General features: G+C 74.6%; 15 protein-coding genes and 1 pseudogene. 12 read left to right on the top strand and 4 right to left on the bottom strand.

Translation table 11 applies throughout. From position 1 onward, the window contains the following. Window positions 1-70: 70 nt before the first annotated feature. The 5 genes from IE295_RS04205 to mug all read left to right on the top strand — a co-directional run bounded on the left by IE295_RS04205 (window position 71) and on the right by mug (window position 5,355). Window positions 71-1,420: a hemolysin family protein gene (locus tag IE295_RS04205; RefSeq protein WP_190062028.1), complete on the top strand. Its 1,350-nt coding sequence runs from the start codon at window positions 71-73 to the stop codon at window positions 1,418-1,420. Further along, window positions 1,417-2,430 (top strand): hemolysin family protein, encoded by a 1,014-nt coding sequence (locus IE295_RS04200; protein WP_190062027.1) that lies wholly within the window; start codon window positions 1,417-1,419, stop codon window positions 2,428-2,430. The genes IE295_RS04205 and IE295_RS04200 overlap by 4 nt, the downstream gene beginning before the upstream one ends. A gap of 59 nt (window positions 2,431-2,489) precedes the next feature. Beyond that, window positions 2,490-3,275, top strand: coding sequence for an SGNH/GDSL hydrolase family protein (locus IE295_RS04195; protein WP_190062026.1), 786 nt, complete (start codon window positions 2,490-2,492; stop codon window positions 3,273-3,275). 101 nt (window positions 3,276-3,376) lie between these two features. Further along, a complete protein-coding gene (purB, locus tag IE295_RS04190) occupies window positions 3,377-4,810 on the top strand; it encodes an adenylosuccinate lyase (protein ID WP_190062025.1) in 1,434 nt (477 codons plus the stop codon). A gap of 2 nt (window positions 4,811-4,812) precedes the next feature. Continuing rightward, entirely contained in the window at window positions 4,813-5,355 is a 543-nt protein-coding gene (gene mug, locus IE295_RS04185) for a G/U mismatch-specific DNA glycosylase (RefSeq protein ID WP_190062024.1), read from the top strand. A 21-nt stretch (window positions 5,356-5,376) separates the two neighbouring features. On the opposite strand, the gene IE295_RS04180 is transcribed toward mug, so the two are convergent. Beyond that, window positions 5,377-6,123 carry an ABC transporter permease gene (locus tag IE295_RS04180; protein WP_190062023.1) on the bottom strand — a complete coding sequence of 249 codons (747 nt, stop codon included), beginning with the start codon at window positions 6,121-6,123 and terminating at the stop codon, window positions 5,377-5,379. 83 nt (window positions 6,124-6,206) lie between these two features. Then, window positions 6,207-6,857, bottom strand: a pseudogene (locus tag IE295_RS04175) (ATP-binding cassette domain-containing protein); the annotation flags it as partial. A 107-nt stretch (window positions 6,858-6,964) separates the two neighbouring features. Here IE295_RS04175 and IE295_RS04170 point away from each other — a divergent pair. The 3 genes from IE295_RS04170 to IE295_RS04160 all read left to right on the top strand — a co-directional run bounded on the left by IE295_RS04170 (window position 6,965) and on the right by IE295_RS04160 (window position 10,114). Continuing rightward, window positions 6,965-8,209 (top strand): sensor histidine kinase, encoded by a 1,245-nt coding sequence (locus tag IE295_RS04170; RefSeq protein ID WP_190062021.1) that lies wholly within the window; start codon window positions 6,965-6,967, stop codon window positions 8,207-8,209. A gap of 4 nt (window positions 8,210-8,213) precedes the next feature. Further along, window positions 8,214-8,864, top strand: a complete 651-nt coding sequence (locus IE295_RS04165; protein ID WP_190062020.1) for a response regulator — start codon at window positions 8,214-8,216, stop codon at window positions 8,862-8,864. Window positions 8,865-8,944: 80 nt separating this feature from the next. Continuing rightward, window positions 8,945-10,114 carry an ROK family protein gene (locus IE295_RS04160; protein WP_190062019.1) on the top strand — a complete coding sequence of 390 codons (1,170 nt, stop codon included), beginning with the start codon at window positions 8,945-8,947 and terminating at the stop codon, window positions 10,112-10,114. A gap of 7 nt (window positions 10,115-10,121) precedes the next feature. On the opposite strand, the gene IE295_RS04155 is transcribed toward IE295_RS04160, so the two are convergent. After that, window positions 10,122-10,871 (bottom strand): GntR family transcriptional regulator, encoded by a 750-nt coding sequence (locus IE295_RS04155; protein ID WP_190062018.1) that lies wholly within the window; start codon window positions 10,869-10,871, stop codon window positions 10,122-10,124. Between the two features lie 185 nt (window positions 10,872-11,056). Here IE295_RS04155 and IE295_RS04150 point away from each other — a divergent pair, with 185 nt between their 5' ends. The 4 genes from IE295_RS04150 (at window position 11,057) to IE295_RS04135 (ending at window position 15,923) form a co-directional block, all read left to right on the top strand. Beyond that, window positions 11,057-11,815 carry an SDR family oxidoreductase gene (locus IE295_RS04150; protein WP_190062017.1) on the top strand — a complete coding sequence of 253 codons (759 nt, stop codon included), beginning with the start codon at window positions 11,057-11,059 and terminating at the stop codon, window positions 11,813-11,815. A gap of 126 nt (window positions 11,816-11,941) precedes the next feature. Next, the gene (locus IE295_RS04145; protein WP_190062016.1) at window positions 11,942-12,784 is read left to right on the top strand and encodes an alpha/beta fold hydrolase; all 843 of its coding nucleotides are present in this window, start codon (window positions 11,942-11,944) and stop codon (window positions 12,782-12,784) included. Between the two features lie 138 nt (window positions 12,785-12,922). Beyond that, on the top strand, window positions 12,923-14,497 hold the full coding sequence (locus tag IE295_RS04140) for an alkaline phosphatase D family protein (RefSeq protein WP_190062015.1): 1,575 nt from the start codon (window positions 12,923-12,925) through the stop codon (window positions 14,495-14,497). A 61-nt stretch (window positions 14,498-14,558) separates the two neighbouring features. Further along, on the top strand, window positions 14,559-15,923 hold the full coding sequence (locus tag IE295_RS04135) for a dihydrolipoyl dehydrogenase family protein (protein ID WP_190062014.1): 1,365 nt from the start codon (window positions 14,559-14,561) through the stop codon (window positions 15,921-15,923). Window positions 15,924-15,925: 2 nt separating this feature from the next. On the opposite strand, the gene IE295_RS04130 is transcribed toward IE295_RS04135, so the two are convergent. Further along, complete coding sequence (locus IE295_RS04130) at window positions 15,926-16,291, bottom strand: VOC family protein (protein ID WP_190062013.1); 366 nt, start codon at window positions 16,289-16,291, stop codon at window positions 15,926-15,928. Window positions 16,292-16,438: the final 147 nt, after the last annotated feature.

Raw genomic sequence — 16,438 nt, 5'->3', positions numbered from 1 at the left:
CCAGTAGTCCCGGGTACCGACGTCGTGCGGCCCTTCCGCCCCTGCCCGACCATGGGACGGAGGTGAACCGATGACCGAAGTGCTCCTCCTGGCGCTCGCCCTGCTGCTGACGCTCGCCTGCGCGGTCTTCGTGGCGGCGGAGTTCTCGCTCACCACCCTGGAGCGCGCCGAGCTGGAACGGGCCGTCGAGAGCGGTGAGCGGGGCGCGGAGAGCGCCCTGAAGGCCGTACGGAGTCTGACCTTCCAGCTGTCCGGCGCCCAGCTCGGCATCACGGTCACCGGCCTGATCATCGGCATGATCTCCAAGCCGTCCATCGCCGCCCTGCTCACCGGCCCGGTCCAGGCCCTCGGCCTGCCCGACTCGGTGGCCTCCCAGGCGGCCCTGGTCCTGGGCACCGTGCTGTCCACGGTGGTGCTGATGGTCGTCGGCGAGCTGGTGCCCAAGAACTGGGCGATCTCCCGCCCGCTGCCCGTCGCCCGCAGGGTCGCCGGGCCGCAGCGTGCCTTCAGCGCCGCCTTCCGCCCGCTGATCCGGCACCTGAACAACACCGCCAACCGCGTCGTGCACCGCATGGGCCTGGAGCCCGCCGAGGAACTCGCCACCGCGCGCGGCCCGCAGGAGCTCATCGCCCTCGCCCGCCACTCCGCCAAGGAGGGCGCCCTCGAGAAGGACACCGCCGAGCTGTTCGTGCGCACCCTCAACCTCGCCGACCTGACGGCGGAGAACGTGATGACCCCGCGCGTGCAGGTCATCGCGCTCGACGCGCGCGCCACCGCCGAGGACGTCGCGAACGCCACCCTGGCCACCGGTCTGTCCCGCTTCCCCGTCTACCGCGAGACCCTGGACACCGTCATCGGCACCGCCCACATCAAGGACGTCCTGGCCATACCCGCCGAGGAGCGCACCCAGCGGCTGGTCACCGGCCTGCTGCGCGAGCCGCTGCTGGTGCCCGAGTCGCTGACCGTGGACCGGCTGCTGGACCGGCTCTCCGGCAAGCGCAGCATGGCCGTCGTCATCGACGAGTACGGCGGCACGGCCGGCGTGGTCACCCTGGAGGACATCATCGAGGAGGTCGTCGGCGAGGTCCGCGACGAGCACGACCCGCACGAGCTGCCCGACCTGGCCCCGGCCGGCGAGGACCCCGACGGCCGCAAGCTCTACGACGCGGACGGCGCCGCCCGCACCGACCAGCTCGAGCACATCGGGCTGCGCGCGCCCGACGGGCCGTACGAGACCCTGGCCGGCCTGGTCGCCACCGAGCTCGGCCGCATCCCGGCCCCGGGCGACACCGTGGAGGTCGCCGGCTGGCGGATCGAGGTCACCGACGCCTCGGGACGCCGCGCGGCACGGGTGCGCCTGACGGCTCCCGCGCCCGGCGCGGACGTCTTCGGCGGCTTCGACGCGGAGGCCGGCCGATGACCTTCGTCCAGCTGCTGATCGGCCTGGCGACGCTGGTCGCCAACGCCTTCTTCGTCGGCGCCGAGTTCGGCATGATCTCCGTGCGCCGCGGCCAGATCGAGCCCTACGCCGAGCGCGGCGACCGGCGCGCCCGCAGCGTGCTGTGGGGCCTGCGGCACATCTCCGACCTGATGGCGGCGGCCCAGCTCGGCATCACGCTGTGCACGCTGGTGCTCGGCGTGGTCGCCGAACCCGCCATCGCCCATCTGCTGGAGCCGTTCTTCCACGCGACCGGGGTGCCGCAGGGCGTCGTCCACCCGGTGTCGTTCGTCATCGCGCTGGCGGCGGCGACGTATCTGCACATGCTCTTCGGCGAGATGGTGCCGAAGAACATCGCGCTCGCCGAACCGGTGCGCACCGCCCTGCTGCTGGGGCCGCCGCTGGTGACGCTGGCGCGCGCCCTGCGCCCGTTCGTCTTCGCGATCAACCGGCTGGCCAACGGGGTGCTGAAGCTGCTGCGGGTGGAGCCGAAGAGCGAGGTCACGGCCGTCTTCTCGGACGACCAGCTGGCCCGGATGGTCGCCGACTCCAGCGAGGCGGGCCTGCTGGACCAGCGGGCCACCGCGCGGCTGCGCGACGCCCTGGAGCTGGGCAAGCGCCCGGTCGAGGACGTGGTCATGCCGCTGGAGAAGGTGGTCTCCGCGCGCTTCGGGGTCACCCCCGAGGAGCTGGAGGGGCTGTCCGCCTCGTCCGGCTACTCCCGCTTCCCCGTCGTCGACGACGCGGGCCGCATCCTGGGCTACCTGCACGTGAAGGACGCGCTGGACGCCAAGCCCCGCGACATGCCCTTCCCGCTGCGCCGGATGCGCCCGATCGCCCGGGTCCGGGCGGACACGCCGCTGGACGACGTGATCCGGGCGATGAGCGGCACCGGCGCGCACCTGGCCGCCGTGATCGGCGAGGACAACCGGCTGGCCGGGCTGGTGACGCTGGAGGACGTGCTGCGCCAGCTGGTCGGCGCCCGGTCCTGACCCGCCCTTCCCGGCGCCGTGCGCCGGGGAGGCCGCGCGGGCGGTAGGATCACGGCGCCATGCCGATGAATGCCGCATACACGCACACCAGCTTCGTCGCCTTGGGCGACTCCTTCACCGAGGGCATGTCCGACGGACTGCCGGACGGCTCGTACCGGGGCTGGGCGGACCTGCTCGCCGCGCGGCTGGCCGCCCGCAACCCCGGCTTCCGGTACGCCAACCTCGCCGTGCGCGGCAAGCTGATCGGCCAGATCGCGGACGAGCAGGCGCCCGTGGCCGCCGCCATGGGCGCCGACCTCGTGACGCTGGTGGGCGGCCTCAACGACGTGCTGCGGCCCAAGTGCGACGTGGACGTGGTGTGCGCACGGCTCGCCGAGGCGGTGGAGCTGCTGGCCCCCAGCTGCCGGCAGCTGGTGCTGATGCGCAGCCCGGGGCGGCGCGGCCCGGTGCTGGAGCGGTTCCTGCCGCGCATGGAGCAGCTGTTCGACTTCATCGACGCGCTGGCCGAGCGGCACGGCGCCCTGGTCGTCGACCTCTTCTCGGCCGACGCGCTGGGCGACCCCCGGATGTGGGCCGAGGACCGGCTGCACCTGAACGCCGAGGGCCACCGCCGGGTGGCCGAGGCCGTGTGGCAGGCCCTCGGCCACGCCCCGGAGTCCGACTGGCGTGCGTCGCTGCCGCCGGCCGTGCCCCCGGGGTGGGCCGCCCGGCGCGGCTCCGACCTGCGCTTCGCGCGCGAGCACCTGGTGCCCTGGATCGGCCGCCGCCTCACCGGCCGGTCCTCGGGGGACGGCCGGCCGCCCAAGCGCGGCGAGCTGCTGGCGTACGAGGCACCGCTCTCGTAGGCCCGCTCTCGTGAGCCCGCCCTCACCGGCGCGCTCTCGTAGCAAGCCACAAACCGGGGCGGGGCGTCCGTCTGCACGTATCACCAGTAGACTTCGGCCACGTGACTGCAAAGCCCCGCATCCCCAATGTCCTGGCCGGCCGCTACGCCTCCCCCGAGCTCGCCGTGCTCTGGTCCCCCGAGTACAAGGTGACGCTGGAGCGGCGGCTGTGGCTCGCCGTGCTCCGTGCGCAGAAGGACCTGGGGATCGAGGTGCCCGACACCGCCCTCGCCGACTACGAGCGGGTCCTGGACCAGGTCGACCTGGCCTCGATCGCCGAGCGCGAGAAGGTCACCCGGCACGACGTGAAGGCCCGCATCGAGGAGTTCAACGCCCTCGCCGGCCACGAGCACGTGCACAAGGGCATGACCTCCCGCGACCTCACCGAGAACGTCGAGCAGCTGCAGATCCGGCTCTCCCTCGAGCTGGTGCGCGACCGCGTCGTGGCGGTCCTGGCCCGGCTCGGCAAGCTCGCCGCCGACCACGCCGAGCTGGTCATGGCGGGCCGCTCGCACAACGTCGCCGCCCAGGCCACCACCCTCGGCAAGCGCTTCGCGACCGCCACCGACGAGCTGCTGGTCGCCTTCGCCCGCACCGAGGAGCTGCTCGGCCGCTACCCCCTGCGCGGCATCAAGGGCCCGGTCGGCACCGCCCAGGACATGCTCGACCTGCTCGGCGGCGACGCCGCGAAGCTGGACGAGCTGGAGCAGCGGATCGCCGCCCACCTCGGCTTCGCCCACGCCTTCACCTCCGTCGGCCAGGTCTACCCGCGCTCGCTGGACTACGACGTGGTGACCGCGCTGGTGCAGCTGGCCGCCGCGCCGTCCTCGCTCGCCAAGACCATCCGCCTGATGGCCGGCCACGAGCTGGTCACCGAGGGCTTCAAGCCCGGCCAGGTCGGCTCGTCCGCCATGCCGCACAAGATGAACACCCGCTCCTGCGAGCGCGTCAACGGCCTGATGGTCATCCTGCGCGGCTACGCCTCGATGACCGGCGAGCTGGCGGGCGACCAGTGGAACGAGGGCGACGTCTCGTGCTCCGTGGTGCGCCGCGTCGCGCTGCCGGACGCGTTCTTCGCGCTGGACGGCCTGCTGGAGACCTTCCTGACGGTGCTCGACGAGTTCGGCGCCTTCCCGGCCGTCGTCGCCCGCGAGCTGGACCGCTACCTCCCCTTCCTCGCCACCACCAAGGTGCTGATGGGCGCGGTGCGCGCCGGGGTCGGCCGCGAGGTCGCGCACGAGGTCATCAAGGAGCACGCGGTGGCCTCCGCGCTGGCCATGCGCGAGCAGGGCGCCGAGCGCAACGAACTGCTGGACAAGCTCGCCGCCGACGAGCGCATCCCGCTGGACCGCGCCGCGCTCGACGCGCTGATGGCCGACAAGCTGTCCTTCACCGGTGCCGCGAGCGCGCAGGTCGCCACCGTGGTCTCCCGCGTCGAGGAGATCACCAAGCGGCACCCGGAGGCCGCCGCCTACGCGCCGGGGTCCATCCTCTGAGCATGACCCCTCAAGAGCTCGAAGCCGCCCGCGACCGCCTCGTCCCCGACGTGGTCGCGGGCGGCCTGCGCGTCCTCTTCTGCGGCATCAATCCGGGGCTGATGTCGGCGGCCACCGGCCATCACTTCGCCCGCCCCGGCAACCGCTTCTGGCCCGTCCTGCACGCCTCCGGCTTCACGCCGCGCCTGCTGCGCCCGGCCGAGGAGCGGGAGCTGCTCGACTACGGGCTGGGCATCACCAACGTCGTCGCGCGGGCCTCCGCGCGCGCCGACGAGCTGAGCGACGAGGAGTTCCGCGAGGGCGGCCGCATCCTCACCGAGAAGGTGGAGCTGCTGCGGCCCCGCTGGCTGGCGGTCGTCGGGGTCACCGCCTATCGGATCGCCTTCGGCGACAGGCACGCGAAGATCGGGCCCCAGGAGCGGACCGTGGGCGCCACTCGCGTCTGGGCGCTGCCCAACCCCAGCGGCCTCAACGCCCACTGGCCGCTGCCGAAGATGGCGGAGGAGTTCGGCCGGCTGCGGGCGGCCGCCGACGAGACCCGCTGACCCCGGCGCGACGCGCTCCGGTCAGGCGTCGCGGCGGCTCAGCGACCACCAGCCCGCCGCGGCCGCGAGCGCCGTCCACAGCGCCATCACGCCCATCCCGGACCAGGCGCCGAGCGGGCCCTCGGGAACCGGGTGCAGGATCTGCTGTCCGGCCCGGTCGGGAAGGAAGGCCACCACGTCCCCGATGCCGGAGACCCCGGCGAAGACCGGCGAGATCAGGAACACCACCGGGGTGAGCACGGACAGCGCCCCGACCTGGCTGCGGACCACCGCGGCCACCCCCGCCGAGAACACGGTGAGCAGCGCGAGGTACACGCCGCAGCCGACCGCCGACTGGAGCGCGCCGGGCGTCCCCAGCCCCACGCCGTACTCGCCGAGCAGGGCCTGGGCGCCGAGGAAGCAGCCGAAGCCGGTGGCCAGCCCCACCGGCAGGGCGACGGCGCCCAGGACGAGCAGCTTGCCGGCCCAGAACGCGCCGCGGCGCGGGACGGCGGCGAGCGAGAGGCGGATCCCGCCGCCCGTGTACTCCCCGGCCACCGCCATCACGCCGAAGCAGACGGCGGCGATGTGGCCGAAGTTGAGGCCGAAGTAGGAGCTGTGGACGGGTTCGAAGTCCGCGTTGTCCGCCTCGCTCCTGCCGACCGTGGCGTGCACCAGCACGGTGACGCCCACCGTCGCGACGAAGGCGGCGGACAGGGCGACGAGCAGGGACCGCACCGAACGGATCTTGGCCCACTCGGAGCGGAGGACGGGGGCGAGGACGGTCATGAGGACGTGCCTTCCTGGTGCGTGAATTCGGCGGAGCTGTCGGTCAGGGAGAAGTAGGCGTCCTCCAGGGAGGCGTGCTTGCCGATGAAGTCCTTCAGGGGCGCGTCGGCGAGCAGCCGGCCGCGGCCGAGCACGACGAGGTGGTCGGCCGTCTGCGCCATCTCGGTCATGAGGTGGCTGGAGATCAGGACGGTGCGCCCCTCGTCGGCCAGACGGCGCGTCAGGCGCCGCAGGTGCACGATGCCCTCGGGGTCGAGGCCGTTGGTGGGCTCGTCGAGCATCAGCACGGGCGGGTCGCCCAGCAGCGCGGCGGCCAGTCCCAGGCGCTGCCGCATGCCGAGCGAGAAGGTCCGTACGCGGCGCCGCGCGGCGGCCGCCAGCCCGGTCTCCTCCAGCACCTCCTCGACCCGGCGGACCGGGATGCGGTTGCTCAGGGCCAGGGTGAGGAGGTGGTCGCGGGCGGTCCGGGCCGGGTGGGCGGCGGCCGCGTCGAGCACGGCGCCGACGTGCCGCAGCGGCTCGGCGAAGGAGGCGTACGGCCGGCCGTCGACCAGGGCCGCGCCGGAGGTCGGCCGGTCGAGGCCGAGGACGACGCGCAGGGTGGTGGACTTCCCCGCGCCGTTGGGGCCGAGGAAGCCGGTGACCCGGCCGGGGCGGACGGTGACCGTGAGCCGGTCCAGGGCGCGCACCGGGCCGTAGGCCTTGGTGAGTTCGCGGATGTCGATCGAGGTCATGGCTCCAGGCTGCCGCCGGGGGCACGGCCCGCTGATCCCCCACGGGTGGGCGGCTCCTCCCCCGCGTGGGGGAGGACCGGGGCGGGCGGGGCTGGGAGGATGAATTCATGATCGATCCGCTGCGCCCGGTGACCCGAGCGGTCACGTACACCCGCTGGCTGCACCTGGTCATGGCGACGGTCCTGGCCACGGTGTTCGCGTTCGTCGTCCCCGGGCTCGGCAGGATGAACACCCTCGCCGGGGCCTGGCTCCTGGTGGCGCCCCTGCCGCTCCTGGCCGCGCTCGCCGTGATCCCCGGCGTGCGGCTCTCGGAGGGGACGCAGGCCCAGCTGCTGCTGTTCCCCGGGCGGCGGGACGCGGAGAAGCCGGACGTCGTCCCGGCGCCGTCGGTCTCCTGGGAGGACCGCCGGCGCACCGCCCTGTGGCTGGTGCTGCGGTACGAACTGGGCACGCTGACGGCGTTCCTGAGCGTGCACGTGCCCACGCTGGTGGTGCGCCTGCTGCGGTCGGCCGGCGGGGAGCGGCCGCTGCGCCTCCCGCTGACGGGGACGGTCTTCGCGCCCCACTGGTGGTACGCGCCGCTCGCCGCGGTGGCCCTCGCGCTGTTCGCTGCGTTCGTCGTCGCGGCCGGCGCGCTGCTGGCCCGGGCCGCCCGCGCGCTGCTGGGCCCGTCGGCGGCCGCGCGGCTGGCCGCGCTGGAGGAGCGCACCGAGCGGCTGCTGGAACACAACCGCCTCGCCCGCGAGTTGCACGACTCGGTGGGGCACGCCCTGACCGTGGCCGTGGTCCAGGCGGGCGCCGCGCGGGCGGCGGGCTCACCGGAGTTCACCCGGCAGGCGCTGGCCGCGATCGAGGAGACGGGGCGGCACGCCCTGGAGGACCTCGAGCGGATGCTGAGGGTGCTGCGGGAGGACGCCCCGCCGCCGGCCCGCCGGCCCTCACTGGCGGACGCCGAGCGGCTGCTGTCCGCCGCCCGCGGCTCGGGCGCGCACGTCACGGCGGAGGTGACGGGTTCGCTGGAGGCGGTGCCGGGGCCCGTCTCCCGGGAGGGCTACCGCATCGTGCAGGAGGCGCTCACCAACGTGGTGCGCCACGCGGGGCCCGTCGACGTCTTGGTACGGATAGCGGTCGGCGCGGACGAGCTGGAGCTGGACGTCCGCAATCCGCTGGAGGACCGCAATCCGCTGGACGCCGGTGACCGGCCGGGCGGCGGCGCCGCGGCCGGCGGGAGCGGCAGCGGGCTGCGGGGCATCCGCGAACGCGCCGCGCTGCTCGGCGGCCGCGCCGAGACCGGCGAGCACGAGGGCACCTGGCGGGTGCGGGTGCTGCTCCCGCTGAACGATCTAGGGTGATCCGGTGCCGATATCCGTTCTTCTCGTCGACGACGAACCCCTCGTGCGCGCCGGGCTGCGCGCCATCCTCGAGGCCCAGCCCGACATCACGGTGACGGGCGAGGCCTCGGACGGCGCCGCCGTCCTGCCGCTGGTCCGGCGGCTGCGCCCCGATGTGGTGGCGATGGACGTGCGGATGCCGCTGCTGGACGGCATCGAGGCGACCCGGGCCGTGCTGCGCACGGTGGCGGAGCCGCCGAAGATCCTGGTCGTGACGACGTTCGAGAACGACGAGTACGTCTACGACGCGCTGCGCGCCGGCGCCGACGGCTTCCTCCTCAAGCGCGCCGCCCCGGCACAGATCGTGCAGGCGGTGCGGACGGTGGCCGCCGGGGACTCGCTGCTGTTCCCGGCCGCGCTGCGCAGGCTCGCGGCCTCGCGCGGCAACGAGCGCGCCCGGGCGGCGATGGAGCGGGCGGCGCTCACCCCGCGCGAGGCCGACGTCCTGCGGCTGATGACCCGTGGGATGTCCAACCCGGAGATCGCCCGCAGCCTGCTGCTGGGCACGGAGACGGTGAAGTCGCACGTCAGCGCGGTGCTGGCGAAGCTGGGGGCGCGGGACCGGACGCAGGCGGTCATCGCCGCGTACGAGTCGGGGTTCGTCACGCCCGGCTGAGGTCCCAAGGCTCGCCGGGCCCCCCGTCACCGGATACGATCCGTGCGGGCAAAGGGCACGCAAAGCGAGGAGGCGGCACGTTGGGGCGGCTCACCGGTGGGGATCCGTCTCTGCTGCGGCGGATCAATTCGGCCGTGGTGCTGCACGCGTTGCGTGCCGCCGAGGCTCCCACGCTCACCGACCTGGTCAATGTGACGGGTCTGTCCCGGCCGACCGTCGAGGGCGTGGTCGAGGGCCTGATGGACACCGGCCTGGTCGTGGAGGCGGCGGCCGAGGAGGGTGCCGCCCGCCGTCAGGGACGGCCGGCCCGGCGGTTCCGGTTCCGGGTGGAGGCCGGGCATCTGCTGGGCATCGAGATCGGCCCGCACCGCATCGCCGCGCTGCTGGCCGACCTGGGCGGGCGGGTGCGGGGCTCCGCGCAGGTGGAGGTCTCCGAGACCGCGCCCGCCGACGAGCGGCTGGACCAGGTGCGGGTCGCCGTCGCCGACCTGCTCAAGCGGTCGGGGGTGGCGCGCGGCTCGCTGCGCGCGGTGGGGGTGGCCAGCCCCGGCATCGTGGAGGCGGACGGGACGATCCGGCTGGGCACGGCGCTGCCGCAGTGGACCGGACTGCCGCTCGGGGAGCGGCTGCGGCGCTCGTTCCGGTGCCCGGTGCTGGTGGAGAACGACGCCAACGCCGCGGCGGTGGCGGAGCACTGGAAGGGCGCGGCGGTCGGCTCGGACGACGTGGTCTTCGTCCTGGCGGGGCTGAGCCCGGGGGCCGGCTCGCTGATCGGCGGTCGGCTGCACCGCGGGTTCGGGGGCGCGGCCGGGGAGATCGGCGCGCTGCACCTGCTGGGGCGGGAGGCCACGCCCGAGGAGGTGCTGTCGACCACCGGTGAGCCGCTGCACCCGCTGGACGAGGCGCAGGTGGCGCGGGTGTTCACGATGGCGGGGCAGGGCGACGCGGGGGCGAAGGCCGCCGTGGAGCGGTATCTGCGCCGGCTGGTGCACGACGTGGCGGCGCTGGTGCTGGCGCTCGACCCTGAGCTGGTCGTGGTGGGCGGCTGGGCGGCCGGCCCGGCGGGCGTGCTGGAGCCGCTGCGCCGGGAGCTGGCCCGCTACTGCCTGCGGCCGCCGCGGGTGGCCCAGTCGCTGCTGGGCGAGGCGGCGGTGGCGACGGGCGCGCTGCGGCTGGCCCTCGACCACGTGGAGGAGCAGCTCTTCGCGGTCGAGGGCACGGTCACGGCGCGGCGCCGGACCGGGGTGTGAGGGCCCCTCAGACCGCGAGGAGCTCCACGTCGGCCCCGGCCGGGTCGCCGAAGGTGAGCCGGCAGGTGTCGGCCCGGTAGGTGGCCACGGCGACGGCGGCAGTGCGTCCGTCGGCGACGTAGCGGGTGGTCACGACGAGCACGGGGGCGCCGGGCAGCCGGTCGAGCTGCTTGGCGTCGTCGGCGCGGGCCGAGCCCAGCTCCACGGCCCGGTCCTGGCCCTCCAGCCGCAGGCGCTGCAGCTCGCGCAGCACGGCACGGGCGCGGGCCGGGCCCGCGGGGGCGTCGATGGCGGCGAGGCCCGGGACGCTGGCGGCGGGTACGTACAGCAACTCGGCGGCGACGGGCTGGCCGTGCGTCCTGCGGTGCCGGCGCACGGTGTGCACGGCCTCGTCGGGGGCGGTGTCCAGCAGCCGGGCGACCGCCGCGGGCGGGGCCTCCTCGCTGCTGTCGAGGGACTGCCAGGCGTCGGCGGCGGTGCCGGGCCAGGCGTGCCCGGCGTCGGCGACGGCCACGCCCATGCGGGGCGGTGCGACGGTGGTGCCCACGCCCCGGCGGCGTTGCAGGCGTCCCTCGAGCTCCAGCTGTTCGAGCGCCTGGCGGAGCGTGGCCCGGGCGACGCCGAAACGGGCCGCGAGCTCACGTTCGTTGGGCAGGATCTCGCCCACGGAGAACTCGGAGTCGAGTGCGTCGCTCAGGACGGTCTTCAGGTGCCAGTACTTCGGTTCCGGTACCGATTCCAGCCGCGTGGTCCCCACCCTGATCCTCCGCAAAGCTTTTCGCGCGCTTCTTTATTAAAGGTTGTTGCAGTATGCCTGCGACCATAGGACGGTGTGCCCACTTGGTCAAGACCAATGACGTCCACCGCCGCCACTGTCGGTGACCTCGGGTACGGTGACCGGACATCGGCGGGGCATCGGCGGGAACGGCGGGGAGCGAAGCGGTGGAGCGTACGACGGGCCTGGTCACGGTGGTCACCGGGGGCGGCAGGGGCATCGGTGCGGCGGTCGCGCTGCGGCTGGCCCGCGACGGGCACAGCGTGGGCATCGGCTACGAACGCTCCCGCGAGGCCGCCGAGAAGACGGCGGCCGCGGTGCGCGAGGAGGGCGTCGCGTGCGTGGTGGCGCAGGTGGACACCAGCGTCGAGAGCCAGGTCGACGCGTTCTTCGACACCGTGAAGGAGCGGCTGGGCCCGGTCACCGGCCTGGTCAACAACGCCGGGATCACCGGGCTGTTGGGCTCCTTCACCGAGACCCCGGTGGAGCGGATACGCCGCGTCGTCGACGTCAATGTGACGGGCGCGCTGATCTGCGCCCGGCGGGCGGCCCTGGAGATGTCCACGCGGCACGGCGGAGGCGGCGGCGCCATCGTGAACATCTCGTCCGGCGCGGCCACGCTGGGCAGCCCCGGAGAGTACGTGCACTACGCGGCGAGCAAGGCCGCCGTGGACGCGATGACCGTGGGGCTGTCCAAGGAGCTCGCCCTGGAGGGCGTCCGGGTCAATTCGGTGCAGCCCGGGATGATCGTCACCGACATCCACGCCGCGATGGGCGACCCCCAGCGGCCGTGGCGCAAGTCCGACCGGGTGCCGATGGGCCGCCCCGGCGAGCCCGAGGAGGTCGCCGGGGCCGTGGCGTGGCTGCTGTCGCCGGAGGCGTCGTACACCACCGGCGCCGTGCTGCGGGTGGCCGGAGGCCTGTGACGGCCGGTGGCCGGCGGGCCGCCGCGGCAGTGTGTCGCCGCCCGCGACGCACGAGGTCTACCCAGCGGTAACCGTTGCTGACATCCTGTCTCGGTACGTCGCCCCCACGGATGACGAGGAGCTCCCATGGCCGAGACGGTCTCCTTCCCCATCGACCCCGCCGGGAAGCACACGGCCGAGGTGGTGTACGAACGCGTCGGCGGCGGCGAGCCGCTGGTCCTGCTGCACGGCATCGGCCATCACCTCCAGGCCTGGGATCCGGTGGTGGGCATACTCGCCGCCGAGCGGGACGTGATCGCCGTGGACCTGCCCGGCTTCGGCCGCTCCCCCGCCCTGCCCGCGGGCGTCTCCTACGACCTGGCCGGCGTGGTCCCCGTCCTGCGCGCCCTCTTCGAGAGCCTGGGCCTGGACCGGCCGCACGTCGCCGGCAACTCCCTGGGCGGGCTGCTCGCCCTGCAGCTGGGGCACGAGAAGCTCGTACGGTCCGTCACCGCGCTCGCCCCCGCCGGGTTCTGGACCGAGGCCGAGCGCCGCTACGCCTTCGGCATGCTGCTGGGCATGCGGCACGGGGCGCTGCGCCTGCCGGACGGGGCCCTGGCCCGCCTGGTCCGTACGGCCGCCGGCCGGGCGGCGCTGGCCGGCACCATCTACGCCCGCCCCGGCCGCCGTTCCCCCGACGCCGTCGTCGCCGAGACGCGGGCGCTGCGCGAGGCCACGGGCTTCGAGGCCACCCTCGCCGCCGGGCGGACCGTCCTGTTCACCCACGACCTGCCGGACCTTCCGGTCACCGTCGCCTGGGGCACGAAGGACCGGATCCTGCTGCGCCGCCAGGGCGTCCGGGCCAAGCGCGTCATCCCCGGCGCCCGGCTCGTACGGCTGCCCGGCTGCGGGCACGTCCCCATGAACGACGACCCGGCACTGGTCGCCCGCGTCATCCTCGACACCTCACGCCCCGGCACCTCGCTCTGAGCGGCGGCGGCCGGGACGGCGGAGCCGCACGCGCCCGCTGTTCACGGTGCGTTCGGCTGCCGGGCATGTGACGCAGGTAGGAACGGGACACCGGCCGGGGCCAGTGGGGCGGGGCCGGATGCACAGGAGGTTGCTTCCATGGCGTACGGATCCGGGCGGGGCGGCATCGGCCGGCGGGCGCTGCTGCGGGGATCGGCGGCCGCCGCCGGGGCGGCCGCGCTGCCGGCCCTCGGCGGCACGGCCCCGGCCCTGGCGCTGGCGGGCCGGCCGAGCGCGGACTGGGGCACGCAGGCGGGGGACGTCACCACCTCCTCGGGGCTGGTGTGGGTGCGGTCGGACCGCAGGGCCCGGATGATCGTGGAGACGTCGGCGACCGAGTCCTTCCGCACGGTCCGCCGCTGGGCGGGACCGGTGGTCGGTCCCGGCACCGACTTCACGGGCCGCACGGCCCTGCGCGGCCTGCCGCCGGGCGAGCAGATCCACTACCGCGTGGTCCTCGCCGACCCCGACGACCCCCGGCGCACCGGCCGGCCGGTCTACGGCACGTTCCGCACCGCTCCCGCGCGCCGCGAGGACGTGCGCTTCGTGTGGTCCGGCGACCTCGCGGGGCAGGGCTGGGGCATCAACCCCGACCGCGGCGGCTACCGCATCTTCGAGCACATGCGCCGCCTGGACCCCGACTTCTTCCTCTGCAGCGGCGACAACGTCTACGCCGACAGTCCCATCCCCCCGAGCATCGCCCTGCCCGGCGGCGGCACCTGGCGCAACGTCACCACCGAGGAGAAGTCGAAGGTCGCCGAGAGCCTCGCGGAGTTCCGCGGGGCGTTCCGCTACAACCTGCTCGACGACCACCTCAGACGGCTCAACGCCCAGGTGCCCGCCGTCGTGCAGTGGGACGACCACGAGGTGCGCAACAACTGGTACCCGGGCCAGATCCTGGACGACGCGCGCTACACCGAGAAGAACGTCGACGTGCTGGCCGCCCGCTCGCGGCGCGCCTTCTCCGAGTACTTCCCGGTGTCCACCCAGAGCCCGGACGGCGACGGCCGGGTGTACCGGGTGCTGCGGCACGGCCCGCTGCTCGACCTGTTCGTCCTCGACATGCGCACCTACCGCGACGCCAACTCCCCCGGCCGGCGGCCCGACGACGCCCGGGGGATCCTCGGCGCGGAGCAGCTGCGGTGGCTCAAGCGGGAGCTGTCGCGCTCGCGGGCGGTGTGGAAGGTGATCGCCGCCGACATGCCGCTGGGCCTGGTCGTGGCCGACGGCCCGGTGAACTTCGAGGCCGTCGCGCAGGGCGATCCGGGCGCGCCGCTGGGCCGCGAGCTGCAGATCGCCGAGCTGCTGCGGCACATCAAGCACCGGCGCATCACCGGCACGGTGTGGCTGACGGCCGACGTGCACTACACCTCCGCCCAGCACTACGCCCCCTCGCGGGCGGCTTTCAAGGACTTCGAGCCCTTCTGGGAGTTCGTCACGGGCCCGCTGAACGCGGGCGGGTTCCCCGCCGTGAAGCTGGACGCGACCTTCGGGCCCGAGCAGCCCTTCGTCAGGGCCCCCGCCACCGCGAACGTGCCGCCCGGGCAGGACAGCCAGTTCTTCGGCGAGGTCGCCATCGACGGGGCGAGCGGCGAGCTGACCGTACGGCTGCGGGACGAGCGGGGCGCGGTGCTGTTCACCAAGGTGCTCCAACCGGGGCGCGTCGGACAGTGACGCTCCCCCGGCCCGGTGGGATGGTGGGCACCCGGAGCCGACGCGAGAGAGGGTGCGTGCCGTGACCGAGCAGGTGGACGTCGTCGTCATCGGAATGGGTCCGGGCGGCGAGCACGTGGCCGGCGAGCTGGCCGGCACCGGGCTGGACGTGGTGGGCGTGGAGGCCGAACTGGTCGGCGGCGAGTGCCCGTACTGGGGCTGCGTGCCGAGCAAGATGATGATCCGTGCCGGGAACCTGCTGGCCGAGGCCCGGCGCGTGCCCGGCATGGCGGGCTCGGCCCGGGTCTCCCCCGACTGGGCGCCGGTGGCCGCGCGCATCCGCGACGAGGCCACCGACGACTGGGACGACCGCGTCGCCGCCGACCGCTTCACCGGCAAGGGCGGCCGGCTGGTGCGCGGGCGCGGCCGGCTGGCCGGGCCGGGGCGGGTCGAGGTGAACGGCGAGGTCTTCGAGGCCCGGCGCGGGATCGTCCTCGCCACCGGCACCCGGCCGCAGATCCCGCCGGTGCCGGGGCTGGACGCGGTGCCGTACTGGACCAACCGGGACGCGATCGCCGCCAAGGAGGCGCCGGGCTCGCTGCTGGTGCTCGGCGGGGGCGCGATCGGGCTGGAACTGGCCCAGGTCTACGCCCGCTTCGGCACCCGGGTGACCGTGGTGGAGGCGCTGGACAACCTGATCCCGGTGGAGGAGCCGGAGGCGGGCGAGCTGGTGGCCGAGGTGCTGCGCGCCGAGGGCCTGACCCTGCGCACGGGCGCGCGGGCGGCCCGGGTGCGGCACGGCGGTGACGCGTTCACGCTGGTCCTGGAGAACGGCGAGGAACTGACCGCCGACCGGCTGCTCGTCGCCACGGGCCGCCGGGCGGACCTGTCCGTGCTGGGCCTGGACACCGTCGGCCTGGACCCCACGGCGCGGTGGCTGAGGACCGACGGACAGCTGCTGGCGGCGCCCGGACTGTGGGGCGTGGGCGATGTGACCGGGCACGGTGCCTTCACGCACGTGGCGATGTACGAGGCGGACATCGCCATCCGGGCGATCCTCGGCGAGGGCGGCCCGGACGCGGACTACCGCGCCCTGCCGCGCGTGACCTTCACCGACCCGGAGATCGGCGCGGTGGGCCTGACCGAGAAGCAGGCCCGCGAGAAGGGCCTCACGGTGCGCACGGGCCTGTCCCGGGTGCCCTCCTCGACGCGCGGCTGGATCCACAAGGCGGGCAACGAGGGCCTGGTCAAGCTGGTCGAGGACGCGGACCGGGGCGTGCTCGTCGGCGCGACCACGGCCGGGCCGACGGGCGGCGAGGTGATGTACGGCCTGGCGGTCGCGATCCAGGCGGAGGTGCCCGTCGAGGCGCTGCGGCACATGATCTACGCCTACCCGACCTTCCACCGCGGCGTGGAGGAGGCGCTGCGCGAGCTGCGCCGCGCCTGAGGCTACGGCGTGTGGCAGACGGCCTCGACGTTGTTGCCGTCGGGGTCGCGCACGAAGGCTCCGTAGTACGAGGCGTGGTACTCCGGCCACAGCCGCGGGGCGTGCAGCGACTCGGCGCCGGCCGCGACCGCGGCCGCGTGGAACGCGTCGACGGCCGCGCGATCGGCCGCCACGAAGGCGAGGTGCAGCTCACGGGCCGGTGCGGCGTCGGTGGCGGGGACGAGCCACAGGGTGTGTCCCGTCGTTCCGTAGCCGATGTTCTCGCCGAACTCCTTGGTCCGCCCGCCGCCGAGCGGTGCGAGGACGGTGTCGTAGAACAGCGCGCTCGCCGCGATGTCCCCTACCTGGATCGCGATGTGATCAAGCATGCCGTCAGCCTGCCACGGCCGCGGCGGAACTGTCTCTCCGATATCCGGCGCGGATCCTCGCCCCCGGGGGTTGTCCCGAATCGTCCGGCACCGGGCGCATTGGTCCTTTACCTGCGGGACACAGGGCGTTCGTGATCACGCAACACC

This window comes from Streptomyces griseocarneus (assembly GCF_014655595.1).
GTDB classification, from domain to species: domain Bacteria; phylum Actinomycetota; class Actinomycetes; order Streptomycetales; family Streptomycetaceae; genus Streptomyces; species Streptomyces griseocarneus.
This window is presented reverse-complemented; position numbering and strand designations above follow the sequence as displayed.